This window comes from Acidovorax sp. PRC11, assembly GCF_031844105.1.
In the GTDB taxonomy this organism is placed as follows: Bacteria; Pseudomonadota; Gammaproteobacteria; order Burkholderiales; family Burkholderiaceae_C; genus Paracidovorax.
This window is the reverse complement of sequence record NZ_JAUZUQ010000003.1, coordinates 318,394-338,389: the sequence shown is the minus strand read 5'-3', so window position 1 is coordinate 338,389 and position 19,996 is coordinate 318,394. Positions and strand designations below refer to the sequence as shown.

Genomic DNA, 19,996 nt, shown 5'->3' with positions numbered 1-19,996 from the left:
CAATTATCGGTGAAGAAAGGCCGTTCGCGAACGCAGACAAGCCCGGCGGACCGGGCTTGTCGGGCGTGCCCTTCCGGGGCACGGGGGGGCAGGGCGCTGCCGGCTTACTTGAAGCCCACGCGGTCCAGCATCTGCTGCACCTTCGGCATGTGCTCGCCCACGGCGCTGATCGGGATCGTCTCGCTCTTGAAGGGCTGGCCGCCCGTCATCTCGCGCAGCGCCGGGTTGTCGGAGGTCACGCCCCGGGCCGCCGGCCATTCGTTGTTGCCGTTCGCGAAGTAGTTCTGCGCCGCGGGGCTCGCGAGGTACTCGAGGAACTTGACCGCATTGGCCTGGTTCTTCGAGTAGCGTGCCACCGCGCCGCCGGCGATGTTCATGTGCGTGCCCCAGGATTGCTGGTTCGGGAACACCACGGCGACCTTGCCGGCCACGTCCTTGTCCTCCGGCTTGTCGGACCGCATGATCCGGGCCAGGTAGTAGCTGTTGGTGACGGCGACCGCGCATTCGCCGGACGCCACGGCGCGGATCTGGTCGGTGTCGCCGCCCTTCGGGGGACGTGCGAGGTTGGCTTCCACGCCCTTGAGCCAGGCCTCCGCCTTCTGCTCGCCCAGGTGCTCGGTCACCGCGCCGAACAGGCTCAGGTTGTAGGGGTGCGAGCCCGAGCGGATGCAGATCCGGCCCTTGTTCTTCGGATCACCCAGCTCTTCGTAGGTGTCCACGTCGTCCTTGTTCACCTTCGCCTTGTCGTACACGACGACCCGCGCCCGCGTGGAGAGCCCGAACCACGGGATGCCGCCGTCCGCCGCCGGACGCGCGCGCAGGTTGGCCGGGATGGCGTCCTCGAGCACCTTCGACCGGATGGGCAGGAACAGGCCGTCCTTCTCGCCGCGGTACAGGCGCGCGGCATCCACCAGCAGGATCACGTCGGCCGGAGAGGCGGAGCCTTCGGCCTTGAGGCGCGCCATGATGCCCGCGTCGTCCGCGTCCACGCGGTTGATCTTGATGCCGGTGGCCTTCGTGAACCCCGTGTAGAGCGCTTCGTCGGTGGCGTAGTGGCGTGCCGAGTACAGGTTCACGACCTGGTCCTGTGCGGAGGCAGGGCCGGCGGCGGCCAGCAGGCCGGCGGACACGAGGAGCAGGTTCAGGAAGCGGATGCGCATGCGGACGGTCTCTTTCTCTTGTATGGATGGCAGGCCGGCGGTTCGCCAGGATGAGCGCGGATGATAGGGCAGACGCGAATCATTCTCGATAAAAGCCGGAGCCGGGCCATGGCATTCACGGCCGCTTGACCATCCCACGCCCGAGCGCCCAAAGAAAAAGCCGGCAAAGCCGGCTTCTTCGTGCCGCGACGCCCGGCCCATGCAACGGGGTGCATGCGCGGCGGCGCGGGCGGTCGGCCTTCAGCAGGCCGCCGCGGGGCGCATCACTTGACGTGCTTGCCGATCAGGCCGGCCATCTCGAACATCGAGACCTGCGGCTTGCCGAACACTTCCTTCAGCTTCGCGTCGGCGTTGATCATGCGCTTGTTGGCGGCGTCCTGCAGGTTGTTGGCCTTGATGTAGGTCCACAGCTTGCTGATGATCTCGGTGCGGGGCAGCGGATCCGAGCCGACCACGGCGGCCAGCGCCGGGCTGGGCGTCAGGGCCTTCATGAACGCGGCGTTGGGCGTGCGCTTCTTGGCGGGCGCCGCGGCCTTGTCGGCAGCCGGAGCTTTCTTTGCAGTTGCCATGTTGGTTTTTCCTTGTTGGGAGTGAATTAGCGGTTCACCAGCGAAAACCTGCTGTCCACTGGTTCGGCGAATGCTACTGGCAAAAAAACGTGTTTCCAAGGGAAGCGTGCGTTTTTTTGCCTCCAGTTGTTGCGACACGGCCGTGGGAATCGCCATCGTTTCGAGGTGCGGAAAGTCATCCCCGCCGGCGGCGTCCCTGCCCGATGAGGATCAGGCCCACCGCCGCCAGGATCACGGCGCATGCCCAGCCCTCGCGCGCGGACAGCGCTTCGCCCGCGAGCACGCTGCCGAGGGCCAGCGCCACCGCCGGGTTGACGAAGGCGTAGCTCGACGCCAATGCCGGGCTCGCGTGCGCCAGCAGGTACATGTAGGCACTGAAGGCCACCAGCGAGCCGAACACCACCAGGTACAGCCAGGCCGCGACCGGCGCCGCTCCGGCGGGCCACGCGGGGCGCTCCCCCAGCACCAGCGACACCGCCATCAGCACGGCACCCCCGCACAGCATCTCGCTCGAAAAGCCTGCCGCGCCCGGGGCCAGCGGGAAGCGCGTGGTGGAGAGCACCGAGCCGAGCGACCAGCAGGCCGTCGATACCAGCACGCAGGCCATGCTCGCAGGCGATGCCGAAAAACTCTCGCCGCGCATCAGCAGCACCACGCCCAGCGCGCCGAGGCAGACGCCCGAGAGCTCCCACCGCCCGGGCCTGCGGCCCCACAGCAGTCCCCAGCCGGTGACCATCAACGGCACCGAAGCGACGCAGGTGGCGATCAGGCCCGAGCCGACACCCTGGCTGGCCGTGGCGATCAGCCCCATGCCGCCGCCCAGCATCAGCGCCCCCACCACCAGCGCATTGCGCCACTGCAGCGCCGTGGGGAACCCGGCGCGTCCCCGGTCGCGCCCGCGCCAGGCCGTCCACAGCGCGAGCAGCGCACCGGCGAGCAGAAAGCGGGTGCCCATCTGGAAAAACGGCGGAAAGCTTTGCAGCGCCACGCGGATGGCGAAGTATGTGGACCCCCACACGAAATAGCAGCACAGCAGCGCCGCGAGGACGCCCGCGGGCAGCCGCGCGGAGGACGAGAGGGCAGGGGACGCGGTGGTTTGCATGCCGATATGCTATGAAAGCCAGCCGCGTCGGAACATGGCATTTCAACGGTAATCGGGCTGCGCGGCCGGGGTTTTCATGGCCAAATGCCGCGGTGACCGAAAATCCTGAAATCGATGCCTACGATGCCCGCATCCTCGCCGCGCTGCAGCAGGACGGGCGCATCACCATGGCCGAACTCGGCCGCCGCGTGCACCTCAGCCAGCCCGCCGTCACCGAGCGCGTGCGCAAGCTCGAAGCCGCAGGCATCATCCGCGGCTACGGAGCGCGGGTGGACCCCGCGGCCCTGGGCTATGGCATCCGCGCGATCATCCGGGTCGGGCGCACGGAGTATGCGCGCGTGGTCCAGCTCGTCGAGAAGACGCCCGAGGTGCGCAATGCCTACAACGTGACGGGCGACGACAGCTGGATCCTGGAGATCGCCGTGATCGATGTGAGCCACCTCGACGCCGTCGTCACCGCCTTCTGCCTGCTGGCGGAAACCTCCACCTGCATCGTCCTGAACGCGGTGCGCGAGGATGCGCCCCTGCTGCCCGCGCGCCGGGACAGCATCAAGCCTCCCATCCGCAAGGTGACCGGCCGCTGACCAGAACGCTCACCCCGCAGGGCGCGCGCGTAGCCCCCGCACCGGCAGCGTGGCCAGCACCACGCTGGCGATGGCGATCCCGAAGGCCACCAGTTGCAGCCCCGTGAAGCGCTCGCCCAGCACCAGCACCCCGACGAGCGCGGCGCTCACCGGCAGCAGCACCGTGAACACGCCGCCCTGCGCGGCCGGCACGGCCTTCAGTCCCGTCATCCAGAGCCACACCGTCCATACGCTCGCCGCCAGCGCATAGAAGACCAGCAGCAGCCACATGCCGGGCCGTACCGCCGCGAAGTCGAACTGCAGCGCCGTGTAGAGGCCCAGCGGCGTGGCCAGGACGAAGCCCCACAGGTTGATCAGCGCGGTGATGCGGCGCGGCCCCAGCGTGCCGGTGAGCTTCTTGCCGATCACGGAATAGGCGGCCTCGCAGAGCACGGCGCCGATCAGCAGCAACTGCCCCAGCCAGGCCAGGCCCTGCGGATGCGCGCCGCCAGTCCCGGTCGTGCCGCCGTGCGCCGCGGAGCCCGGCTGGGCCACCGCGAACAGCGCGATGCCGGCCACCGCCAGCACGACGGCCGCCCAGGTGCGGCGCGGCACCTGCTCCTTGAGGAAGAACCAGCTCATCACCGCCACGGCCGCCGGAATGCCCGCCATGGTGACGCCCGCGGTGACCGCGCTGGTCAGCCCGACGCCGGAGATCATGCACAGCGTGAACAGGAAGTTGCCGAGGAACGACTCCAGGAACACCAGGCGCTTCACCTGGGGCGTCATCGGTGGCTCCGACGCCGGTTTGCGCAGCCACGACAGCATGCCCATCCCGCCGATGCCGAAACGCAGCCACGCGAGCAGGAAAAGGGGCAGGGCCTGCGACAGCGGTTTGGAGAGCGCGACGTAGCTGCCCACCAGGGTCATGCTGAGCGCGAGGCAGAGATAGGCGACGGGACGGCTGGGCATGCGGACGCACCGCGCCGGCCGATAGACTGCGGCCGACACGGTCAAGAAACGAGGACGACACATCATGCCTGAGCCACTGCACGCCGATTCCGTGCGCCACGTATTCGTCTATGGAACCCTCCGCCGCGGCGGTGCCAACGACATCACCCGCCTCGTGCCGCCGCCCGTCCCGATCGGTACCGCGGCCGTGCCCGGCGTGCTCTACGACCTGGGCGCCTATCCGGGCATCGCGCTCACGGGCCCCGATGCGCAAGGGGACGGGCGCGTGCCGGTGCTCGGAGAGGTGTACGCCATCACGCCGGCGCTCGAGCGGCGCCTCGACGAGATCGAGGAGATCTGGCCGGAACCCTCCGGCGAGTACGTCAAGCGCGAGGTGTCGCTGGAGCTGAAGGAGACCGGCGCACGGCTCTCCTGCCTGGTGTATGAGATCGCTCCGGCCTTCCTGCGCGGTGCGCCGCGCCTGCTGCACGGCGACTGGATGGCGCACCGGCCGGGCTGAAATTTCGCAGATGAAATTCCCTTTTCACATCCCGAAATATGCGATTGCTGCGCCGCCGCAAAATTTCTCGATATGAGAAAGTCGTTTTCTCGATGCGAAATGCGATCGCTAAGTTGTTGATAAAGCTCAGAAAAATTTATGTCTTATATAAGACATAAGAGCTTGGCAAAGTCTTCTACAAGACCTACAGTTGTCTCCAAGGGCGGCAAGAAACCGCCCTGCGTTTTCACCCACTTCCCTGGAGATGACCATGCCCCAAACCTTCAATGAGCAACTGAGCCGTGAACAGCAAATCGCCGCCCTGGAAAAAGACTGGGCACAGAACCCCCGCTGGAAGGGGATCAAGCGCGGCTACTCCGCGGCCGACGTGGTGCGGCTGCGCGGCTCGTTCCAGGTGGAGCACACGCTGGCCCGCCGGGGCGCCGAGAAGCTCTGGAATCTCGTGAACAACGAGCCCTACGTGAACTGCCTCGGCGCGCTCACCGGCGGCCAGGCGATGCAGCAGGTCAAGGCCGGCATCAAGGCGATCTACCTCTCGGGCTGGCAGGTGGCCGCCGACAACAACGAGTACGCCGCCATGTACCCCGACCAGTCGCTCTACCCGGTGGACTCGGTGCCGAAGGTCGTGGAGCGCATCAACAACAGCTTCACCCGCGCCGACGAGATCCAGTGGTCCAAGGGCGTGAACCCCGGCGATGCGGGCTTCGTCGACTACCACGCGCCGATCGTGGCCGATGCCGAAGCCGGTTTCGGCGGCGTGCTGAACGCCTATGAACTCATGAAGGCGATGATCCGCGCCGGTGCCGGCGGCGTCCACTTCGAAGACCAGCTCGCCTCGGTCAAGAAGTGCGGCCACATGGGCGGCAAGGTGCTGGTGCCCACGCAGGAAGCGGTGCAGAAGCTGATCGCCGCCCGCATGGCCGCCGACGTGTACGGCGTGCCCACGCTGGTGATCGCCCGCACCGACGCCGAAGCCGCCGACCTCATCACCAGCGACTACGACGAGAACGACAAGCCCTTCCTGACGGGCGAGCGCACCGCCGAAGGCTTCTACAAGACCCGCAAGGGCATCGACCAGGCCATCAGCCGCGCCGTGGCATACGCCGAATACGCCGACCTCGTCTGGTGCGAAACCGGCACGCCGGACCTGGAGTTCGCCAAGAAGTTCGCCGAGGCCGTGCACGCCAAGCACCCGGGCAAGCTGCTCGCCTACAACTGCTCGCCGTCCTTCAACTGGAAGAAGAACCTCGACGACGCCACCATCGCCAAGTTCCAGCGCGAGCTGGGCGCCATGGGCTACAAGTACCAGTTCATCACGCTGGCCGGCATCCACAGCATGTGGTTCAACATGTTCGACCTGGCGCAGGACTACGTGAAGCGCGGCATGTCCGCCTATGTCGAGAAGGTGCAGGAGCCCGAGTTCGCGGCCCGCGAGCGCGGCTATACCTTCGTGTCGCACCAGCAGGAAGTCGGCACCGGCTACTTCGACGACGTCACCACCGTGATCCAGGGCGGCAAGTCGAGCGTCACGGCGCTCACCGGCTCCACCGAGGAAGAGCAGTTCCACTGATCCGCCCCATGCGGCAGCCGGCGGGAAGGCCTGGGGCCCTTCCGCCGGTCGTGCCGGGCAGGCGGGCCGCGGCACGGCTGGCGGCCGGAGAGGGTAGAATGGCCCCATCCATCACCAGCAAGGGCGAGAAAGGCATGACGGTTATGACACCGCGAACTACGGAGACCTCCTCCACCAGCCGTTAAAGGCTGTCCGTTCGCGCCTGCACGTCACTTCCCCTGTCGCCTGCACCCCGAAGAAAAGCGCGGACATCGTTCCGCGTTTTTTTTCGTCCGCTCTTTCGCCGCTCCCGCGCATTCCCCTGTCTTACCGAGGCACCCGCACATGATCCGGATCACGCTCCCCGACAATTCCCAACGCGAATATCCCGGCCCCGTCACGGTGGCCGACGTGGCCCAGTCCATCGGGCCAGGCCTGGCCAAGATGACGGTGGCGGGCAAGGTGGACGGCCGCCTCGTGGACGCCAGCGACGTGATCGACCACGACGCGCGCCTGCAGATCATCACGCCGCGCGACCAGGACGGCGTCGAGATCATCCGCCACTCCTGCGCCCACCTGGTGGGCCATGCCGTCAAGCAGCTCTACCCGACGGCGAAGATGGTGATCGGCCCGGTGATCGACGAGGGCTTCTACTACGACATTGCCTACGAGCGCCCGTTCACGCCCGACGACCTCTCGGCGATCGAGCAGCGCATGAAGGAGCTCATCGCCCAGGACTACGACGTCGTCAAGAAGATGACGCCGCGCGACGAGGTGATCGACGTCTTCCGCGCACGCGGCGAGGACTACAAGCTGCGCCTCGTCGAGGACATGCCCGAAGAGAAGGCCATGGGCCTCTACTACCACCAGGAATACGTGGACATGTGCCGCGGCCCGCACGTGCCGAACACGCGCTTCCTGAAGGTGTTCAAGCTCACGCGCGTCTCGGGCGCCTACTGGCGCGGCGACGCCAAGAACGAGCAGCTGCAGCGTATCTACGGCACCGCCTGGGCCGACAAGAAGGACCTGGAGGCGTACGTCAAGCGCATCGAGGAAGCCGAGAAGCGCGACCACCGCCGTCTCGGCCGCGAGCTGGACCTGTTCCACATCGACGAGCATTCGCCCGGCACGGTGTTCTGGCACCCGAAGGGCTGGACGATCTGGCAGGGCGTGGAGCAGTACATGCGCCAGGTGTACCGCGACAACGGCTACCAGGAGGTGAAGGGCCCGCAGATCCTCGACAAGCACCTGTGGGAGAAGACCGGCCACTGGGACAAGTACCGCGAGAACATGTTCACGACCGAGAGCGAGAAGCACGACTACGCGCTCAAGCCGATGAACTGCCCCGGCCACATCCTGATCTTCAACCAGGGCGTGAAGAGCTACCGCGACCTGCCGCTGCGCTACGGCGAGTTCGGCCAGTGCCACCGCAACGAGCCCACGGGCGGCCTGCACGGCATCATGCGCGTGCGCGCCTTCACGCAGGACGACGGGCACATCTTCTGCACCGAAGACCAGATTCAGCAGGAGTGCATCAACTTCACGGCGCTGCTGCAGAAGGTCTACAAGGATTTCGGCTTCACCGACATCATCTACAAGGTCGCCACGCGCCCCGAAAAGCGCATCGGCTCGGAAGAAAGCTGGGACAAGGCCGAGAACGCGCTCATCGAGAGCCTGAAGGCCTCGGGCTGCGAATACCAGATCGCCGTCGGCGACGGTGCCTTCTACGGCCCGAAGCTCGAATACACGCTGCGCGACGCGATCGGCCGGCACTGGCAGTGCGGCACGATCCAGGTCGACCCGTCCATGCCGGAGCGCCTGGGGGCCGAGTACGTCGGCGAGGACGGCCAGCGCCACCGGCCGATCGTGCTGCACCGCGCGATCGTCGGCAGCCTGGAACGTTTCATCGGCATCCTGATCGAACAGCATGCCGGCGCACTGCCGGTCTGGCTCGCCCCGGTGCAGGTCGCCGTGCTCAACATTACCGGCGCACAGGACGATTACTGTCGCGAAATCGCCGAAAAGCTGCAAAAAGCTTTGCCGAATCAAGGCCTTAGGGTGGAGCTCGATCTGCGTAACGAAAAGATTACGTATAAAATACGGGAGCATTCGTTGCAAAAGCTGCCCTATATCCTCGTCGCCGGCGACAAGGAGAAGGCGGCCGGCACCGTTGCAGTGCGAGCCCGTGGTAACCGTGACCTGGGGGTGATGCCTCTGGAGGCCTTCATCTCCCTGATCTCGCAGGACATCGCCACCAAAGCGTGATGAACCGTCGGCACATGCCAACGACGAACGCTGCGGTGCCTCTCCTGCCGCGGCTTTTCAGCTACATTTTTCGTAGCATCTTGATTGAAGGACATAGCCATCGCTACTGAATTTCGTGATCGTCGCCAGCGCGAGGAGCGCAAGCACCGCCTGAACCGTGAAATCATGGCTCCCGAGGTCCGCCTGTCGGGCCCGGAGAACGAGCCGCTCGGGGTGGTCAGCCTCATGGAAGCCCTCCGCATGGCGGGCGAGCTGGATGTGGACCTGGTGGAGATTGCCGCTACGGCCAACCCTCCCGTGTGCCGCCTTGTGGACTATGGAAAGTTCAAGTACCAAGAGCAGAAGCGCGCGGCAGAGGCCAAGGCCAAGCAGACGGTCATCGAAATCAAGGAAGTCAAGTTCCGTCCGGGCACGGACGATGGCGACTACAACATCAAGCTGCGCAACATCCGCCGCTTCCTCGCGGAAGGCGACAAGTGCAAGATCACGCTGCGCTTCCGCGGTCGGGAAATCACCCACCAGGAAATCGGCCTGGCCCTGCTCAACCGCATCCGCGATGACCTGGGCGACACCATCCTGATCGAGCAGTTCCCGAAGCTCGAAGGGCGGCAGATGATCATGATGATCGCTCCCGGCAAGCGCAAGCCTGCCGCGAAGCCGGCAACGGAAGGGGCGGCAGCCTCCACCTGATGGTGGCCTGCCTTGAAGGAATGTTCCTGGGAGCACGCGAGTGCTTCCGGGGCATGGCAAGGGTCTCATGACCCTGCCGCGGCATCCCATGGGGTGCCGCACAAGAAGTGGCTCGGGGCCTGCAAGTTTGCGGATGGGTCTGCAAACGCCTCGCGAGCACGACAAAAAGGAGCATTGAAATGCCCAAAATGAAGACCAAGAGCAGCGCGAAAAAGCGTTTCCGCGTTCGTCCCGGTGGCACCGTCAAGCGCGGTCAAGCCTTCAAACGTCACATCTTGACCAAGAAGACCACCAAGAACAAGCGCCATCTGCGTGGTGCGGTTGCTGTGCACGAGACCAACATGGGCTCGATTTCACAGATGCTGCCCGGCATGGGCGTTTAATTCACTGACGAACAAGGAGTACACACATGCCTCGCGTCAAACGTGGTGTAACGGCACGCGCCCGTCACAAGAAAGTCCTGGCCCTCTCCAAGGGTTTCCGCGGCCGCCGCGGCAACGTCTTCCGCATCGCCAAGCAGGCGGTGATGAAGGCAGGCCAATACGCCTACCGTGACCGCCGTACCAAGAAGCGCGTGTTCCGCCAACTGTGGATCGCCCGTATCAACGCCGCTTCCCGCGAACTGGGCCTGACCTACAGCCAGTTCACGAACGGCCTGAAGAAGGCAGCCATCGAGATCGACCGCAAGATGCTGGCCGACCTCGCGGTGCACGACAAGGCTGCCTTCGGCAGCATCGTGGAGCAAGTCAAGGCCAAGCTGGCCGCCGCTTGATCTCGCGATCGGCAGCCGTCCGTCCGGAGGGCTGCCTGCGTAACAACAGCAAGGGCTAGGGCTTGAAAAGGCGCTAGCCCTTGTTTATTTCTCAAGACGACAGAGAGTGGGTATGAACGAGCTGGATTCCCTGGTAGATGCCGCACGCCGGATGTTCGCGGAAGCGGGCACGCCTGCAGACCTTGAAAACGCCAAGGCCCAGTTCCTCGGCAAGTCCGGCAAGGTGACGGAACTCCTGAAGGGGCTGGCCAAGCTTTCCGTCGAGGAGAAGAAGTCGCGCGGCGCCGCGGTGAACGTCGCGAAGCAGGCCATCGAGCAGGCCCTCAATGACCGCCGCCAGGCGCTGGCGGATGCCGAGCTGCAGGCGCAACTGCAGGCCGAGGCGCTGGACGTCACGCTGCCCGGCCGCCAGCGGGGGCAGGGCGGACTGCATCCCGTCTCGCTCACGCTCGAGCGCATCGAGGGCATCTTCGGCTCCATGGGCTTCGACGTGGCCGAAGGCCCGGAAATCGAAACCGACTGGTTCAACTTCACCGCGCTCAACACGCCGGAAGACCATCCCGCGCGTTCGATGCACGACACGTTCTACGTCGAGGGCGGCGCCGAGGCCGCGCCGCTGCTGCTGCGCACGCACACCAGCCCGATGCAGATCCGCCATGCGGTGCAGCACGTGAAGAGGCACCGCGCGCTGCTCGACGCCGGCCAGGCGATGCCCGAGATCCGCGTGATCGCGCCGGGCCGCACCTACCGCGTGGACAGCGACGCCACCCATTCGCCGATGTTCCACCAGTGCGAAGGCCTGTGGATCGGCGAGAACGTCAGCTTCAAGGACCTGAAGGTCGTGTTCACCGCCTTCTGCCGCACGTTCTTCGAGAGCGACGACCTGGTGCTGCGCTTCCGCCCGAGCTTCTTCCCGTTCACCGAGCCGAGCGCCGAGATCGACATCCAGTTCCAGGACGGGCCGCTCGCCGGCCGCTGGCTCGAAGTGGCGGGCTCCGGCCAGGTGCATCCGAACGTGGTGCGCAACATGGGGCTGGACCCGGAGAAGTACATCGGCTTCGCCTTCGGCATGGGCCCCGACCGCCTGACGATGCTGCGCTACGGGGTCAACGACCTCCGGCTGTTCTTCGACGGCGACATCCGCTTCCTGTCGCAGTTCCAGTAAACGCTGCACCCCCCATTGATTCCGTCGCCGCGGCCCCCTTTCGGGGTGCGCGGCGATGCCGGCCGCCTCTTTTGAACCGACTATGCAATTTCCTGAATCCTGGCTGCGCGAATTCTGCAACCCGCCCCTGACCACGGCAGAGCTGGCCGAAACCCTCACCATGGCAGGCCTCGAGGTGGAGGAGCTCTCCCCGGTGGCGCCCCCGTTCCACGGCGTGGTGGTGGGCGAAATCAAGGAGGCGGTGCAGCATCCCAATGCCGACCGCCTGCGCGTCTGCCAGGTGGACGTCGGCCAGCCCGCGCTGCTGAACATCGTCTGCGGCGCAGCGAACGCGCGCGTGGGCATCAAGGTGCCCTGCGCCACGGTGGGCGCGCTGCTGCCCCCGGGCGAGGACGGCAAGCCCTTCGCCATCAAGGTCGGCAAGCTGCGCGGCGTGGAAAGCCAGGGTATGCTGTGCTCGGCCCGCGAACTGAAGCTCTCCGAAGACCACGAAGGCCTGTTCGAACTGCCCGCGGACGCCCCGCTGGGCCAGGACATCCGCGAATACCTCGCGCTCGACGACACGCTGTTCACGCTCAAGCTCACGCCCAACCTGGCGCATGCGCTGAGCGTGTACGGCGTCGCACGCGAAGTGGCGGCCCTCACTGGCGCGCCGCTGCGCGAGCCCGCGTTCCCCCCGGTGGGCACGGGCATCGGCGACGTGCTGCCGGTGAAGATCGGCGCCCCTGACCTCTGCGGCCGGTTCTCGGGCCGCATCGTGCGCCACATCGACGCGAAGGCCACGACCCCGCGCTGGATGCTCGACCGGCTCGCGCGCTGCGGGCAGCGCGGCGTGTCGCCGCTGGTGGACATCTCCAACTACGTGATGTTCGAACTGGGCCGCCCGTCGCACATCTTCGATCTGGAGAAGATCCACGGCGGCCTCGACGTGCGCTGGGCGCGCGAGGGCGAGTCGCTCAAGCTGCTGAACGGCTCCACGGTGGCGCTCGACGGCCAGGTCGGCGTGATCGCCGACGACAGCCAGGTGGAGTCGCTCGCGGGCATCATGGGCGGCGATGCCACGGCGGTGTCGGACGACACGCGCCACGTCTACATCGAGGCCGCCTTCTGGTGGCCCAAGGCCGTCGCCGGCCGGTCGCGACGCTTCAATTTCTCGACCGATGCGGGCCACCGCTTCGAGCGCGGCGTGGACCCGGAAGGCACCGTGGAACACATCGAGCGCATCACGCAGCTGGTGCTGGAGATCTGCGGCACGCCCGAGACCGTGTGCGGCCCGGTCGACGACCAGCGCGTGAACGTGCCCGTGCCCCAGCCCGTGACCCTGCGGGTGGACCGCGCCGCCAAGGTGATCGGCATGCCGTTGTCGCTGCAGCAGTGCGCCGATGCGCTGCGCAAGCTGGGACTGCCGGCCGAGGCCGGGGAGGGCCGCCTGACGGTGGTACCGCCGTCGTACCGCTTCGACATCGCGATCGAGGAAGACCTGATCGAGGAAGTGGTGCGCATGGTGGGCTACAACCAGTTGCCCGAAACGCCGCCGCTCGCTCCCATCACGCCCAAGCTGCGCAAGGAGGCGCGGCGCAGCGCGTTCGCGGTGCGCCGCGAACTGGCGGCCCTGGGCTATCAGGAAACGATCAACTTCAGCTTCGTCGAGGAACGCTGGGAGCGCGAGCTGGCCGGCAACCCCGATCCGATCCGCCTGCTGAATCCCATCGCGAGCCAGATGGGCGTGATGCGCTCGTCGCTGCTGGGCTCGCTCCTGCAGGTGCTGAAATTCAACCTCGACCGCAAGGCGCCGCGCGTGCGCGTGTTCGAGCTGGGCCGGGTGTTCCTGCGCGATGCCGGCATCGCCGACTCCGACACCACGGTGGCCGGCTTCCGCCAGCCGATGCGGGTGGCCGGCGCGGCCTACGGCGCGGCGGATGCGCTGCAGTGGGCGCGCAAGGACGAAGCGGTGGACTTCTTCGACGCCAAGGGCGACGTGGAAGCGCTGCTCGCCCCGCGGCGCGCGGTGTTCGCACCCGCCTCGCACCCCGCGATGCATCCCGGCCGCTGCGCTGAAGTGCTGCTGGAAGGCCGCAGCATCGGCTTCGTGGGCGAGCTGCATCCGCAGTGGCGCCAGCAGTGGGACCTGCCGCAGGCCCCGGTGCTGTTCGAACTGGAACTGGACGCCGTGCTGGAGCGCGACGTGCCGCGCTTCGCGCCCGTGGGCCGGCAGCAGATGGTGGACCGCGACATCGCAGTGGTGGTGTCCGAGCAGACGACGCATGCGGACGTCATGCGCGTGGCCCAGGCCGCGCTGCCCGCCGAGCGCCTGCGCTCCGCGGTGCTGTTCGACGTGTTCCGCCCCAAGCGCGGCAAGGACGACGCCGAGGCCGTGGTCGGAGGCTTCGCGCCCGGCGAGAAGAGCTTCGCGGTGCGGCTGACCTTCGGCGACGGCACGGCGACGCTGACCGAGGCGGAGATCGACGAATCGGTGCAGGCGGTGCTGCAGCAGCTGCAGCAGCAACTGGGAGCGAGGCTGCGGTGACGATGACCTTGACCAACACTTCCAAGGGGGCGGACATGATGGAACTCGCCGTGGAGAGCCTGGAGACGCCCGCGCTCACCAAGGCGCAGCTCGCCGAACTGCTGTTCGACCAGATCGGCCTGAACAAACGCGAGTCCAAGGACATGATCGACGCGTTCTTCGACCTGATCGCGCAGCGGCTGGTGGACGGGCAGGACGTGAAGATCTCTGGTTTCGGGAACTTCCAGATCCGCACCAAGGCGCCGCGGCCGGGGCGCAACCCGCGCACCGGCGAGGCGATCCCGATCCAGGCGCGGCGCGTGGTCACCTTCCACGCGAGCAGCAAGCTCAAGGAGCAGATCCAGACCGGAGGAACGGCAGCTTCCTGAAAGGAAGGGATGCGATGATGCGGGCGGCCGCACCATCGCCTGCCGATCGTCCTGGACGCGTCCGGCAACGCTGGCGCGCTCGACAACCCTGCAGTACGCTTTCCGCCGTCTGCATTTTTCCTGGTCCGTCCCATGGGCACGCCGCTTCCCCCCATTCCCGCGAAAAGGTATTTCACGATCGGTGAGGTCGCGGAGCTGTGCGGCGTGAAGCCGCACGTGCTGCGCTACTGGGAGCAGGAGTTCACCCAGCTGCGACCCATGAAGCGGCGGGGCAACCGGCGCTACTACCAGCACCACGAGGTGCTGATGATCCGGCGGATACGCGAGCTGCTGTACGAGCAGGGGTTCACGATCAGCGGGGCGCGCAACCGGCTGCAGGAAACGGGGGGCGGCGGCCTGCAGGCCGGCGAACCGGGGCCGCAGGAAGAGGGCGCCGAGGTGGCGGAACCTCCGGCCGTGCCCGCGCTGCACGGCCTGCGCGAAGAATTATTGAAAATTCGTGCACTTTTGTCCGAGCACTGATTTTTTGCCCCTATAATCTAAGTCTTGTCGGCGTGTAGCGCAGCCTGGTAGCGCACTTGCATGGGGTGCAAGGGGTCGCGAGTTCGAATCCCGCCACGCCGACCATTATGTGAAAAACCCAGCTTCGAAAGAAGCTGGGTTTTTTTTCGTCCGGGTCCGGCCGGGCCGGCCCTGTCGCCAGGGCCGGCCCGGCCCAAGATCAGATGCGTCCCATCAGCAGCAGGATCAGCAGGATCACCACCACCAGGCCCACGCCGCCGCTCGGGCCGTAACCCCACGAGCGGCTGTGGCCCCAGGTCGGCAGCACACCGATCAGTATCAGGATCAGGACGATGAGGAGGATGAGAGAGATCGACATGGTGGTGCCCTTTTGGAGTTGGAAGAGATGGACGGATTGTTGAAGGGCGCCTCAGACCGCGCGGCAGGCCGGAAGCGCTGGAAGGCGTAGGAAGAAGGCGACGCGGCCAATGGCCCGCAGGCCGGCGCACGGGTGTGCTTCGCAGGTTCGCTGCGTCACCGGAGGCTTCGCACCGACGCCCGGCCGGGAACCCGGCGTGCGCACACTGGCGCCATGCCCCAGCACTTCTTCTGACACTGCCATGACCTCTCCCGTCCACCGCTTTTCCTCCCTCGCAGGAACGCGATCGGCGCCATTGCCGTTGCCGTTGCCGACGGCGCGTGGCGGATCCGTGCAGCAACCCGAGTCGCCTCCCGCCGGTTCGCAGAAGGAAACGGGCGGGCCGCAGGGGCTGGCCACGCGCCAGCGGACGGAGGCACCGGGTGCCGCGTCGCTGCCGCCGCGCGGGCGGGCGCCGGGGGGCGGGCCGTCGGCTCCGGGGGCGCAGCGGTCGGCACTGCCGCATTCCCATGGGCCGGCACCTTCGCCCGGGCATGGGGGTAACGGCGGCCCGGTGCCTGTTGCAACGGGCCATGTACCCGACGCGGCCACGCAGCACGCCATCGCGGCACAGCAGCAGCAGATGGCGAACCAGAATGCCTTGACGCAGGCCTCGGTGGCCGCCCAGATGCAGATGGCGCACAACGAGTTCCAGACCGAGAACGCCAAGGCGCTGGCCAAGGCGATCAAGAACCTCGCCAAGGCGACCGCGGACCTCATCAACTGACGCGGCCGGAAACCGCGCGCTGCGCTGACATGCGCGGCAGGGAGACCGCGCCCACAATGGCGCCATGCCTACAGAGAAACAGAAGATGCTGGCCGGCGGGCTCTACCACGCCGGCGACCCGGAGCTGCAGGCGGACCAGGCCGCAGCGCAGCGGTGGATGGCGCGCTACAACGACACCGCGGCGCGCGTCGGGCTCGACAGGGCCGCCCGCCACCGCCTGCTGGCCGAAGGGCTGGGCACGGTGGGGGAGGGCGCCGTGGTGCGGCCGCCGTTCCATTGCGACTACGGCTACAACATCCACCTGGGCAGGGACGTGTTCATGAACTTCAACTGCGTCATCCTGGACGTGGTGGAAGTGCACATCGGCGACGGCACGCAGATCGGCCCGGGCGTGCAGATCCTGGCCGCGGACCATCCGCGTGATGCGGCCACCCGTGCGACGGGCGCGGAGTTCGGGCGGCCCGTGCGCATCGGGCGGGACGTGTGGATCGGGGGCGGTGCGATCCTGTTGCCCGGGGTGGCGGTGGGCGATGGTGCCCTGATCGGTGCGGGCAGCGTGGTCACGCGCGACGTGCCGGCGGGGGCCACGGTCGTCGGCAACCCTGCGCGCGTGCTTCCCGCGCGCTGACTGACCGCCTGCGCGCGGGATGCCGCTGCCCGGTCGGGCGGTCGGCCGCCGTCAGCCGGCGGGTGCTTCTTCCGGCGCGCCGAGGAACCCGCCGCTCTGGTGCGCCCACAGCCGGGCATAGACGCCCCCGTGCGCGAGCAGTTCGGCATGCGACCCCTGTTCCACGATGCGGCCCGCGTCGAGCACGATGAGCCGGTCGAGCGCGGCGATGGTGGACAGCCGGTGGGCGATGGCGATCACGGTCTTGCCGCGCATGAGCGTGTCCAGGCTCTGCTGGATGGCCGCTTCCACTTCGGAGTCGAGCGCGCTGGTGGCTTCGTCGAGCAGCAGGATCGGCGCATCCTTGAGCATCACGCGGGCGATCGCCACGCGCTGGCGCTGGCCGCCCGACAGCTTGACGCCGCGCTCGCCCACCTGAGCTTCGTAGCCGCTGCGGCCCTGCAGGTCGGTGAGGTGCGCGATGAAGTCGGAGGCCTCGGCGCGCTCGGCGGCCGTTTCCATTTCGGCATCCGTGGCGTCGGGGCGGCCGTACAGGATGTTGTCCCGCATCGAGCGGTGCAGCAGCGAGGTGTCCTGCGTCACCATGCCGATCGCCTGGCGCAGGCTGTCCTGCGTGGCGAGCGCGATGTCCTGGCCGTCGATCAGCACCCGGCCGGACTGCACGTCGTGGAAGCGCAGCAGCAGGTTCACCAGGGTGGACTTGCCCGCGCCGGAGCGCCCGATGAGGCCGATGCGTTCGCCCGGGCGGATGGTGAGGTGCAGGTTGTCGATCACCGGCCGGCCGGGCTGGTAGCCGAAGGTCACGCCGTCGAACGTCACTTCGCCGCGCGTCACGGCGAGCGGTTTGGCGTTCGGCGCATCCACCACCGTGCGGGGGCGGGTGAGCGTGTTGATGCCGTCCTGGATGGTGCCCACGCTCTCGAACAGCGTGGTGACCTCCCACATCACCCAGTGGGCGTGGCCGGACACGCGCAGCGCCATCGCGGTGACGGCCGCCACCGCGCCCGCGCCGACCTCGCCCCGCGACCAGAGCCACAGCGCCATGCCGCAGGCGCCGAGGATCATCGCCACCACGAGGATGTGGTTGACGATCTCGAAGGCGCTGACGAGGCGCATCTGCGCATACCCGGTCTTCTTGAACGCATCCATCGCCGCGCGGGCGAATTCGGCCTCGCGCCGCGTGTGCGAGAACAGCTTGACGGTGGCGATGTTGGTGTAGGCATCGGTGATGCGGCCGGTCATCACCGAACGGGCGTCCGCCTGCGCCTTGCCGATCCTGCCGAGCCGCGGCACGAAGTACCAGCATGCGATGGCATAGCAGAGCACCCAGAGCGCGAATGGCACGAGCAGCCGGGCGTCGAATCCGGCGGCGAGCGCCAGGATGGTGATGAGGTAGACGCCCATGCCGATCACCACGTCGGTCGTCGTGAAGATCATGTCGCGCACGGCGAGCGCCGTCTGCATGATCTTGGTGGTGATGCGGCCCGCGAACTCGTCCGCGTAGAAGGACATGCTCTGGCCGAGCATCAGCCGGTGGAAGTTCCAGCGCAGCCGCAGCGGGAAATTGATCGCCAGGGCCTGGTGCTTGACGCTCGTCTGCAGTGCCACCAGGACGATGCTGGCGAGCATCAGCCCGGCGATGGTCCAGAGCGCCGTGCGGTGCTCGGTCCAGACGTTGCCGGGCGGGGTGGCGGAGAGCCAGTCCACCACGTGCCCCAGGACGGAGAACAGGAAGGCTTCGTAGATGGCGATCGCGGCCGACAGGCCGGTCATGGCGAGCACATGGGTGCGCAGGCCGCGCGTGCCGGCCCACACGAAAGCCATGAAGCCTTTGGGCGGCAGGGTGGGCTCCTCCGCGGGGTAGGGGGGAATGCGGTTTTCGAAGTACTGGAACACGGGTGGTCTCGCTCCTGGTGAGCCGCAATGGTAGGCAAGGTCGGCGGCACGCGTGCGGCAGGGGCCAATCCGCGCCGCTGTAGGCGGGAACCCCGATTTCGCGGCACGCCCGCTCCGGCGCTCCGCGCCACGGTCGGGTTGCCTAGAATCCGCGTCCTGCGGCGGGAGGCTCTTCCTGCGCACGCCGAACAATGACAGCGCAGCGCGGGCACCTGCCGGAACGCCCCGTACGCAAGAAAGGAAAGTGCATTCCATGAACCTGGCCCATCCCGGCTGGACCTGGGGCGTGATCGCCCTGGCCACCGCCGCCGTCATCCTGCGGCCCGCGCGCATCCCGGAGGCCGCGTGGGCCGTCGGCGGCGCGCTGGTGCTCGTCATTGCCGGCCTGCTGCCCTGGCGGGACGCCTGGACGGGCGTGCTGCGCGGGCACGACGTCTATCTCTTCCTGGCGGGAATGATGCTGCTGTCGGAAATGGCGCGCCGCGAAGGCGTGTTCGACTGGCTCGCGGCCGGTGCGGCACGCCGCGCGCAGGGCTCCGGCGAGCGGCTGTTCGCCTGGGTGTTCGGCGTGGGTGTGCTGGTGACGGCCCTGCTCTCGAACGATGCGACGGCGGTGGTGCTCACGCCGGCCATGATCGCCGTGGCACGCGCGGTCGGGGCCGCTCCGCTGCCCTATCTGTTCATTTGCGCGTTCGTGGCGAACGCCGCGAGCTTCGTGCTGCCGATCTCCAATCCGGCCAACCTGGTGCTGTGGGGGGGCGGCCAGATGCCGTCGCTGCCGCACTGGATCGCGATGTTCGGGCTGCCGTCCGTGGCGGCCATCGGGATGACGTATCTGGTGCTGCGGTGGCGCTTCCGTCCCGAGATCGACCGGCCCGTCGCCGCGGAGGTGCCGTCGCATCCCCTGGGCACGGGCGGCCGCCTGGCCGCCGCGGGGCTCGGGGTGTCGGCGCTGGTGCTGATGGGCTGTGCATGGTGGCGCATTCCGCTGGGCGCGCCGACGCTGGGGGCCGCGCTGCTCACACTGGCCCTGCTGCGCATCGGCTGCGGCCATGCCGTCGTGCCGGTGCTGCGGTCGGTCTCCTGGGGCGTGTTGCCGCTGGTGGCGGGGCTGTTCGTGTTCGTGCAGGCGCTGGAGGTGACGGGCGTGGTGGGCCGCCTGGCGCATTTGCTGGCGCAGGGGGCTGCCGCCGCGCCGCTGGCGGCGGGCCCGGCCGTGGGCGCTTTGCTGGGCGTGGCCACCAACCTGGTCAACAACCTGCCCGCAGGCCTGCTCGCGGGGGCGGCACTGCAGTCCGCGCAGGTGGCGGAGCCCGTGCGCGCCGCGGCGCTGATCGGCATCGACCTCGGGCCGAATCTCTCCATCACGGGATCGCTGGCGACACTGCTGTGGCTGGCGGCGCTGCGGCGCGAAGGCATCGAAGTGGGCGCGGGGCAGTTCCTGCGCGTCGGCGCCTGGGTGATGCCCCCCGCCCTGGCCGCGGCACTGTTCGTATCGATGGGAATGGGGGCGCTGCAGGGTTAAGCAATGTAAAGGCTATGGAGTCGGTGCGGGCGATCGTGACAAAAAAATGCAATACGGCGCAGCTGGTGAAAATGGGTGCCGGTTGAAGCTATCCTCGGCC

The 19,996-nt window shown here is 67.6% G+C and carries 20 protein-coding genes and 1 tRNA gene; 15 read left to right on the top strand and 6 right to left on the bottom strand.

Translation table 11 applies throughout. The features are described from left to right. Positions 1 to 104: 104 nt before the first annotated feature. From Q9R47_RS05445 to yedA, 3 genes are all read right to left on the bottom strand, one after another. Positions 105 to 1,160: an extracellular solute-binding protein gene (locus Q9R47_RS05445; RefSeq protein ID WP_311232186.1), complete on the bottom strand. Its 1,056-nt coding sequence runs from the start codon at positions 1,158 to 1,160 to the stop codon at positions 105 to 107. 263 nt (positions 1,161 to 1,423) lie between these two features. Continuing rightward, positions 1,424 to 1,729 carry an SWIB/MDM2 domain-containing protein gene (locus Q9R47_RS05440; protein WP_311232185.1) on the bottom strand — a complete coding sequence of 102 codons (306 nt, stop codon included), beginning with the start codon at positions 1,727 to 1,729 and terminating at the stop codon, positions 1,424 to 1,426. Positions 1,730 to 1,904: 175 nt separating this feature from the next. After that, positions 1,905 to 2,831 carry a drug/metabolite exporter YedA gene (gene yedA / locus Q9R47_RS05435; protein ID WP_311232184.1) on the bottom strand — a complete coding sequence of 309 codons (927 nt, stop codon included), beginning with the start codon at positions 2,829 to 2,831 and terminating at the stop codon, positions 1,905 to 1,907. A gap of 92 nt (positions 2,832 to 2,923) precedes the next feature. On the opposite strand from yedA, the gene Q9R47_RS05430 reads away from it, so the two are divergent. Further along, positions 2,924 to 3,415, top strand: coding sequence for an Lrp/AsnC family transcriptional regulator (locus Q9R47_RS05430; protein WP_311232183.1), 492 nt, complete (start codon positions 2,924 to 2,926; stop codon positions 3,413 to 3,415). Between the two features lie 9 nt (positions 3,416 to 3,424). On the opposite strand, the gene Q9R47_RS05425 is transcribed toward Q9R47_RS05430, so the two are convergent. Continuing rightward, positions 3,425 to 4,366 carry a DMT family transporter gene (locus Q9R47_RS05425; protein ID WP_311232182.1) on the bottom strand — a complete coding sequence of 314 codons (942 nt, stop codon included), beginning with the start codon at positions 4,364 to 4,366 and terminating at the stop codon, positions 3,425 to 3,427. A 64-nt stretch (positions 4,367 to 4,430) separates the two neighbouring features. Here Q9R47_RS05425 and Q9R47_RS05420 point away from each other — a divergent pair, with 64 nt between their 5' ends. The 11 genes from Q9R47_RS05420 to Q9R47_RS05370 all read left to right on the top strand — a co-directional run bounded on the left by Q9R47_RS05420 (position 4,431) and on the right by Q9R47_RS05370 (position 14,828). Then, a complete protein-coding gene (locus Q9R47_RS05420; protein WP_311232181.1) occupies positions 4,431 to 4,865 on the top strand; it encodes a gamma-glutamylcyclotransferase family protein in 435 nt (144 codons plus the stop codon). A 250-nt stretch (positions 4,866 to 5,115) separates the two neighbouring features. After that, the gene (gene aceA, locus Q9R47_RS05415; protein ID WP_311232180.1) at positions 5,116 to 6,435 is read left to right on the top strand and encodes an isocitrate lyase; all 1,320 of its coding nucleotides are present in this window, start codon (positions 5,116 to 5,118) and stop codon (positions 6,433 to 6,435) included. 324 nt (positions 6,436 to 6,759) lie between these two features. Continuing rightward, positions 6,760 to 8,679, top strand: coding sequence for a threonine--tRNA ligase (gene thrS, locus Q9R47_RS05410; protein WP_311232179.1), 1,920 nt, complete (start codon positions 6,760 to 6,762; stop codon positions 8,677 to 8,679). A gap of 93 nt (positions 8,680 to 8,772) precedes the next feature. Then, positions 8,773 to 9,369 carry a translation initiation factor IF-3 gene (gene infC, locus Q9R47_RS05405; RefSeq protein ID WP_311232222.1) on the top strand — a complete coding sequence of 199 codons (597 nt, stop codon included), beginning with the start codon at positions 8,773 to 8,775 and terminating at the stop codon, positions 9,367 to 9,369. A 179-nt stretch (positions 9,370 to 9,548) separates the two neighbouring features. Further along, positions 9,549 to 9,752, top strand: a complete 204-nt coding sequence (gene rpmI / locus Q9R47_RS05400; RefSeq protein ID WP_008904041.1) for a 50S ribosomal protein L35 — start codon at positions 9,549 to 9,551, stop codon at positions 9,750 to 9,752. A gap of 26 nt (positions 9,753 to 9,778) precedes the next feature. Then, positions 9,779 to 10,141, top strand: a complete 363-nt coding sequence (gene rplT / locus Q9R47_RS05395) for a 50S ribosomal protein L20 (RefSeq protein ID WP_011795945.1) — start codon at positions 9,779 to 9,781, stop codon at positions 10,139 to 10,141. A 112-nt stretch (positions 10,142 to 10,253) separates the two neighbouring features. Then, entirely contained in the window at positions 10,254 to 11,306 is a 1,053-nt protein-coding gene (pheS, locus tag Q9R47_RS05390; RefSeq protein WP_311232178.1) for a phenylalanine--tRNA ligase subunit alpha, read from the top strand. An 82-nt stretch (positions 11,307 to 11,388) separates the two neighbouring features. After that, entirely contained in the window at positions 11,389 to 13,833 is a 2,445-nt protein-coding gene (gene pheT, locus Q9R47_RS05385) for a phenylalanine--tRNA ligase subunit beta (RefSeq protein ID WP_311232177.1), read from the top strand. 2 nt (positions 13,834 to 13,835) lie between these two features. Then, entirely contained in the window at positions 13,836 to 14,201 is a 366-nt protein-coding gene (locus Q9R47_RS05380; RefSeq protein WP_311232176.1) for an integration host factor subunit alpha, read from the top strand. Between the two features lie 132 nt (positions 14,202 to 14,333). After that, positions 14,334 to 14,723, top strand: a complete 390-nt coding sequence (locus Q9R47_RS05375; protein WP_311232175.1) for a MerR family transcriptional regulator — start codon at positions 14,334 to 14,336, stop codon at positions 14,721 to 14,723. Between the two features lie 28 nt (positions 14,724 to 14,751). Further along, positions 14,752 to 14,828: transfer RNA gene (locus Q9R47_RS05370), tRNA-Pro, on the top strand. A 94-nt stretch (positions 14,829 to 14,922) separates the two neighbouring features. Here the strand turns inward: Q9R47_RS05370 and Q9R47_RS05365 are convergent. Then, on the bottom strand, positions 14,923 to 15,081 hold the full coding sequence (locus Q9R47_RS05365; RefSeq protein ID WP_311232174.1) for a DUF3309 family protein: 159 nt from the start codon (positions 15,079 to 15,081) through the stop codon (positions 14,923 to 14,925). A 553-nt stretch (positions 15,082 to 15,634) separates the two neighbouring features. Between Q9R47_RS05365 and Q9R47_RS05360 the strand changes: the two genes are divergently transcribed. Further along, positions 15,635 to 15,847: a hypothetical protein gene (locus tag Q9R47_RS05360; RefSeq protein ID WP_311232173.1), complete on the top strand. Its 213-nt coding sequence runs from the start codon at positions 15,635 to 15,637 to the stop codon at positions 15,845 to 15,847. Between the two features lie 64 nt (positions 15,848 to 15,911). Beyond that, positions 15,912 to 16,475 (top strand): sugar O-acetyltransferase, encoded by a 564-nt coding sequence (locus tag Q9R47_RS05355; protein ID WP_311232172.1) that lies wholly within the window; start codon positions 15,912 to 15,914, stop codon positions 16,473 to 16,475. Positions 16,476 to 16,526: 51 nt separating this feature from the next. On the opposite strand, the gene Q9R47_RS05350 is transcribed toward Q9R47_RS05355, so the two are convergent. After that, positions 16,527 to 18,371: an ABC transporter ATP-binding protein gene (locus Q9R47_RS05350; protein WP_311232171.1), complete on the bottom strand. Its 1,845-nt coding sequence runs from the start codon at positions 18,369 to 18,371 to the stop codon at positions 16,527 to 16,529. Positions 18,372 to 18,624: 253 nt separating this feature from the next. On the opposite strand from Q9R47_RS05350, the gene Q9R47_RS05345 reads away from it, so the two are divergent. Continuing rightward, complete coding sequence (locus Q9R47_RS05345; protein ID WP_311232170.1) at positions 18,625 to 19,896, top strand: SLC13 family permease; 1,272 nt, start codon at positions 18,625 to 18,627, stop codon at positions 19,894 to 19,896. Positions 19,897 to 19,996 lie beyond the last annotated feature (100 nt).

Bases quoted from the DNA above. Each gene is read 5' to 3' on its own strand.
- Q9R47_RS05425 (WP_311232182.1), bottom strand. From the start codon at position 4,366: ATGCCCAGCCGTCCCGTCGCCTATCTCTGCCTCGCGCTCAGCATGACC.
- Q9R47_RS05365 (WP_311232174.1), bottom strand. From the start codon at position 15,081: ATGTCGATCTCTCTCATCCTCCTCATCGTCCTGATCCTGATACTGATC.
- Q9R47_RS05380 (WP_311232176.1), top strand. From the start codon at position 13,836: ATGACCTTGACCAACACTTCCAAGGGGGCGGACATGATGGAACTCGCC.
- yedA (WP_311232184.1), bottom strand. From the start codon at position 2,831: ATGCAAACCACCGCGTCCCCTGCCCTCTCGTCCTCCGCGCGGCTGCCC.
- pheT (WP_311232177.1), top strand. From the start codon at position 11,389: ATGCAATTTCCTGAATCCTGGCTGCGCGAATTCTGCAACCCGCCCCTG.
- thrS (WP_311232179.1), top strand. From the start codon at position 6,760: ATGATCCGGATCACGCTCCCCGACAATTCCCAACGCGAATATCCCGGC.
- Q9R47_RS05445 (WP_311232186.1), bottom strand. From the start codon at position 1,160: ATGCGCATCCGCTTCCTGAACCTGCTCCTCGTGTCCGCCGGCCTGCTG.
- rpmI (WP_008904041.1), top strand. From the start codon at position 9,549: ATGCCCAAAATGAAGACCAAGAGCAGCGCGAAAAAGCGTTTCCGCGTT.
- Q9R47_RS05440 (WP_311232185.1), bottom strand. From the start codon at position 1,729: ATGGCAACTGCAAAGAAAGCTCCGGCTGCCGACAAGGCCGCGGCGCCC.
- Q9R47_RS05355 (WP_311232172.1), top strand. From the start codon at position 15,912: ATGCCTACAGAGAAACAGAAGATGCTGGCCGGCGGGCTCTACCACGCC.
- Q9R47_RS05375 (WP_311232175.1), top strand. From the start codon at position 14,334: ATGGGCACGCCGCTTCCCCCCATTCCCGCGAAAAGGTATTTCACGATC.
- Q9R47_RS05345 (WP_311232170.1), top strand. From the start codon at position 18,625: ATGAACCTGGCCCATCCCGGCTGGACCTGGGGCGTGATCGCCCTGGCC.
- rplT (WP_011795945.1), top strand. From the start codon at position 9,779: ATGCCTCGCGTCAAACGTGGTGTAACGGCACGCGCCCGTCACAAGAAA.
- aceA (WP_311232180.1), top strand. From the start codon at position 5,116: ATGCCCCAAACCTTCAATGAGCAACTGAGCCGTGAACAGCAAATCGCC.
- pheS (WP_311232178.1), top strand. From the start codon at position 10,254: ATGAACGAGCTGGATTCCCTGGTAGATGCCGCACGCCGGATGTTCGCG.
- Q9R47_RS05420 (WP_311232181.1), top strand. From the start codon at position 4,431: ATGCCTGAGCCACTGCACGCCGATTCCGTGCGCCACGTATTCGTCTAT.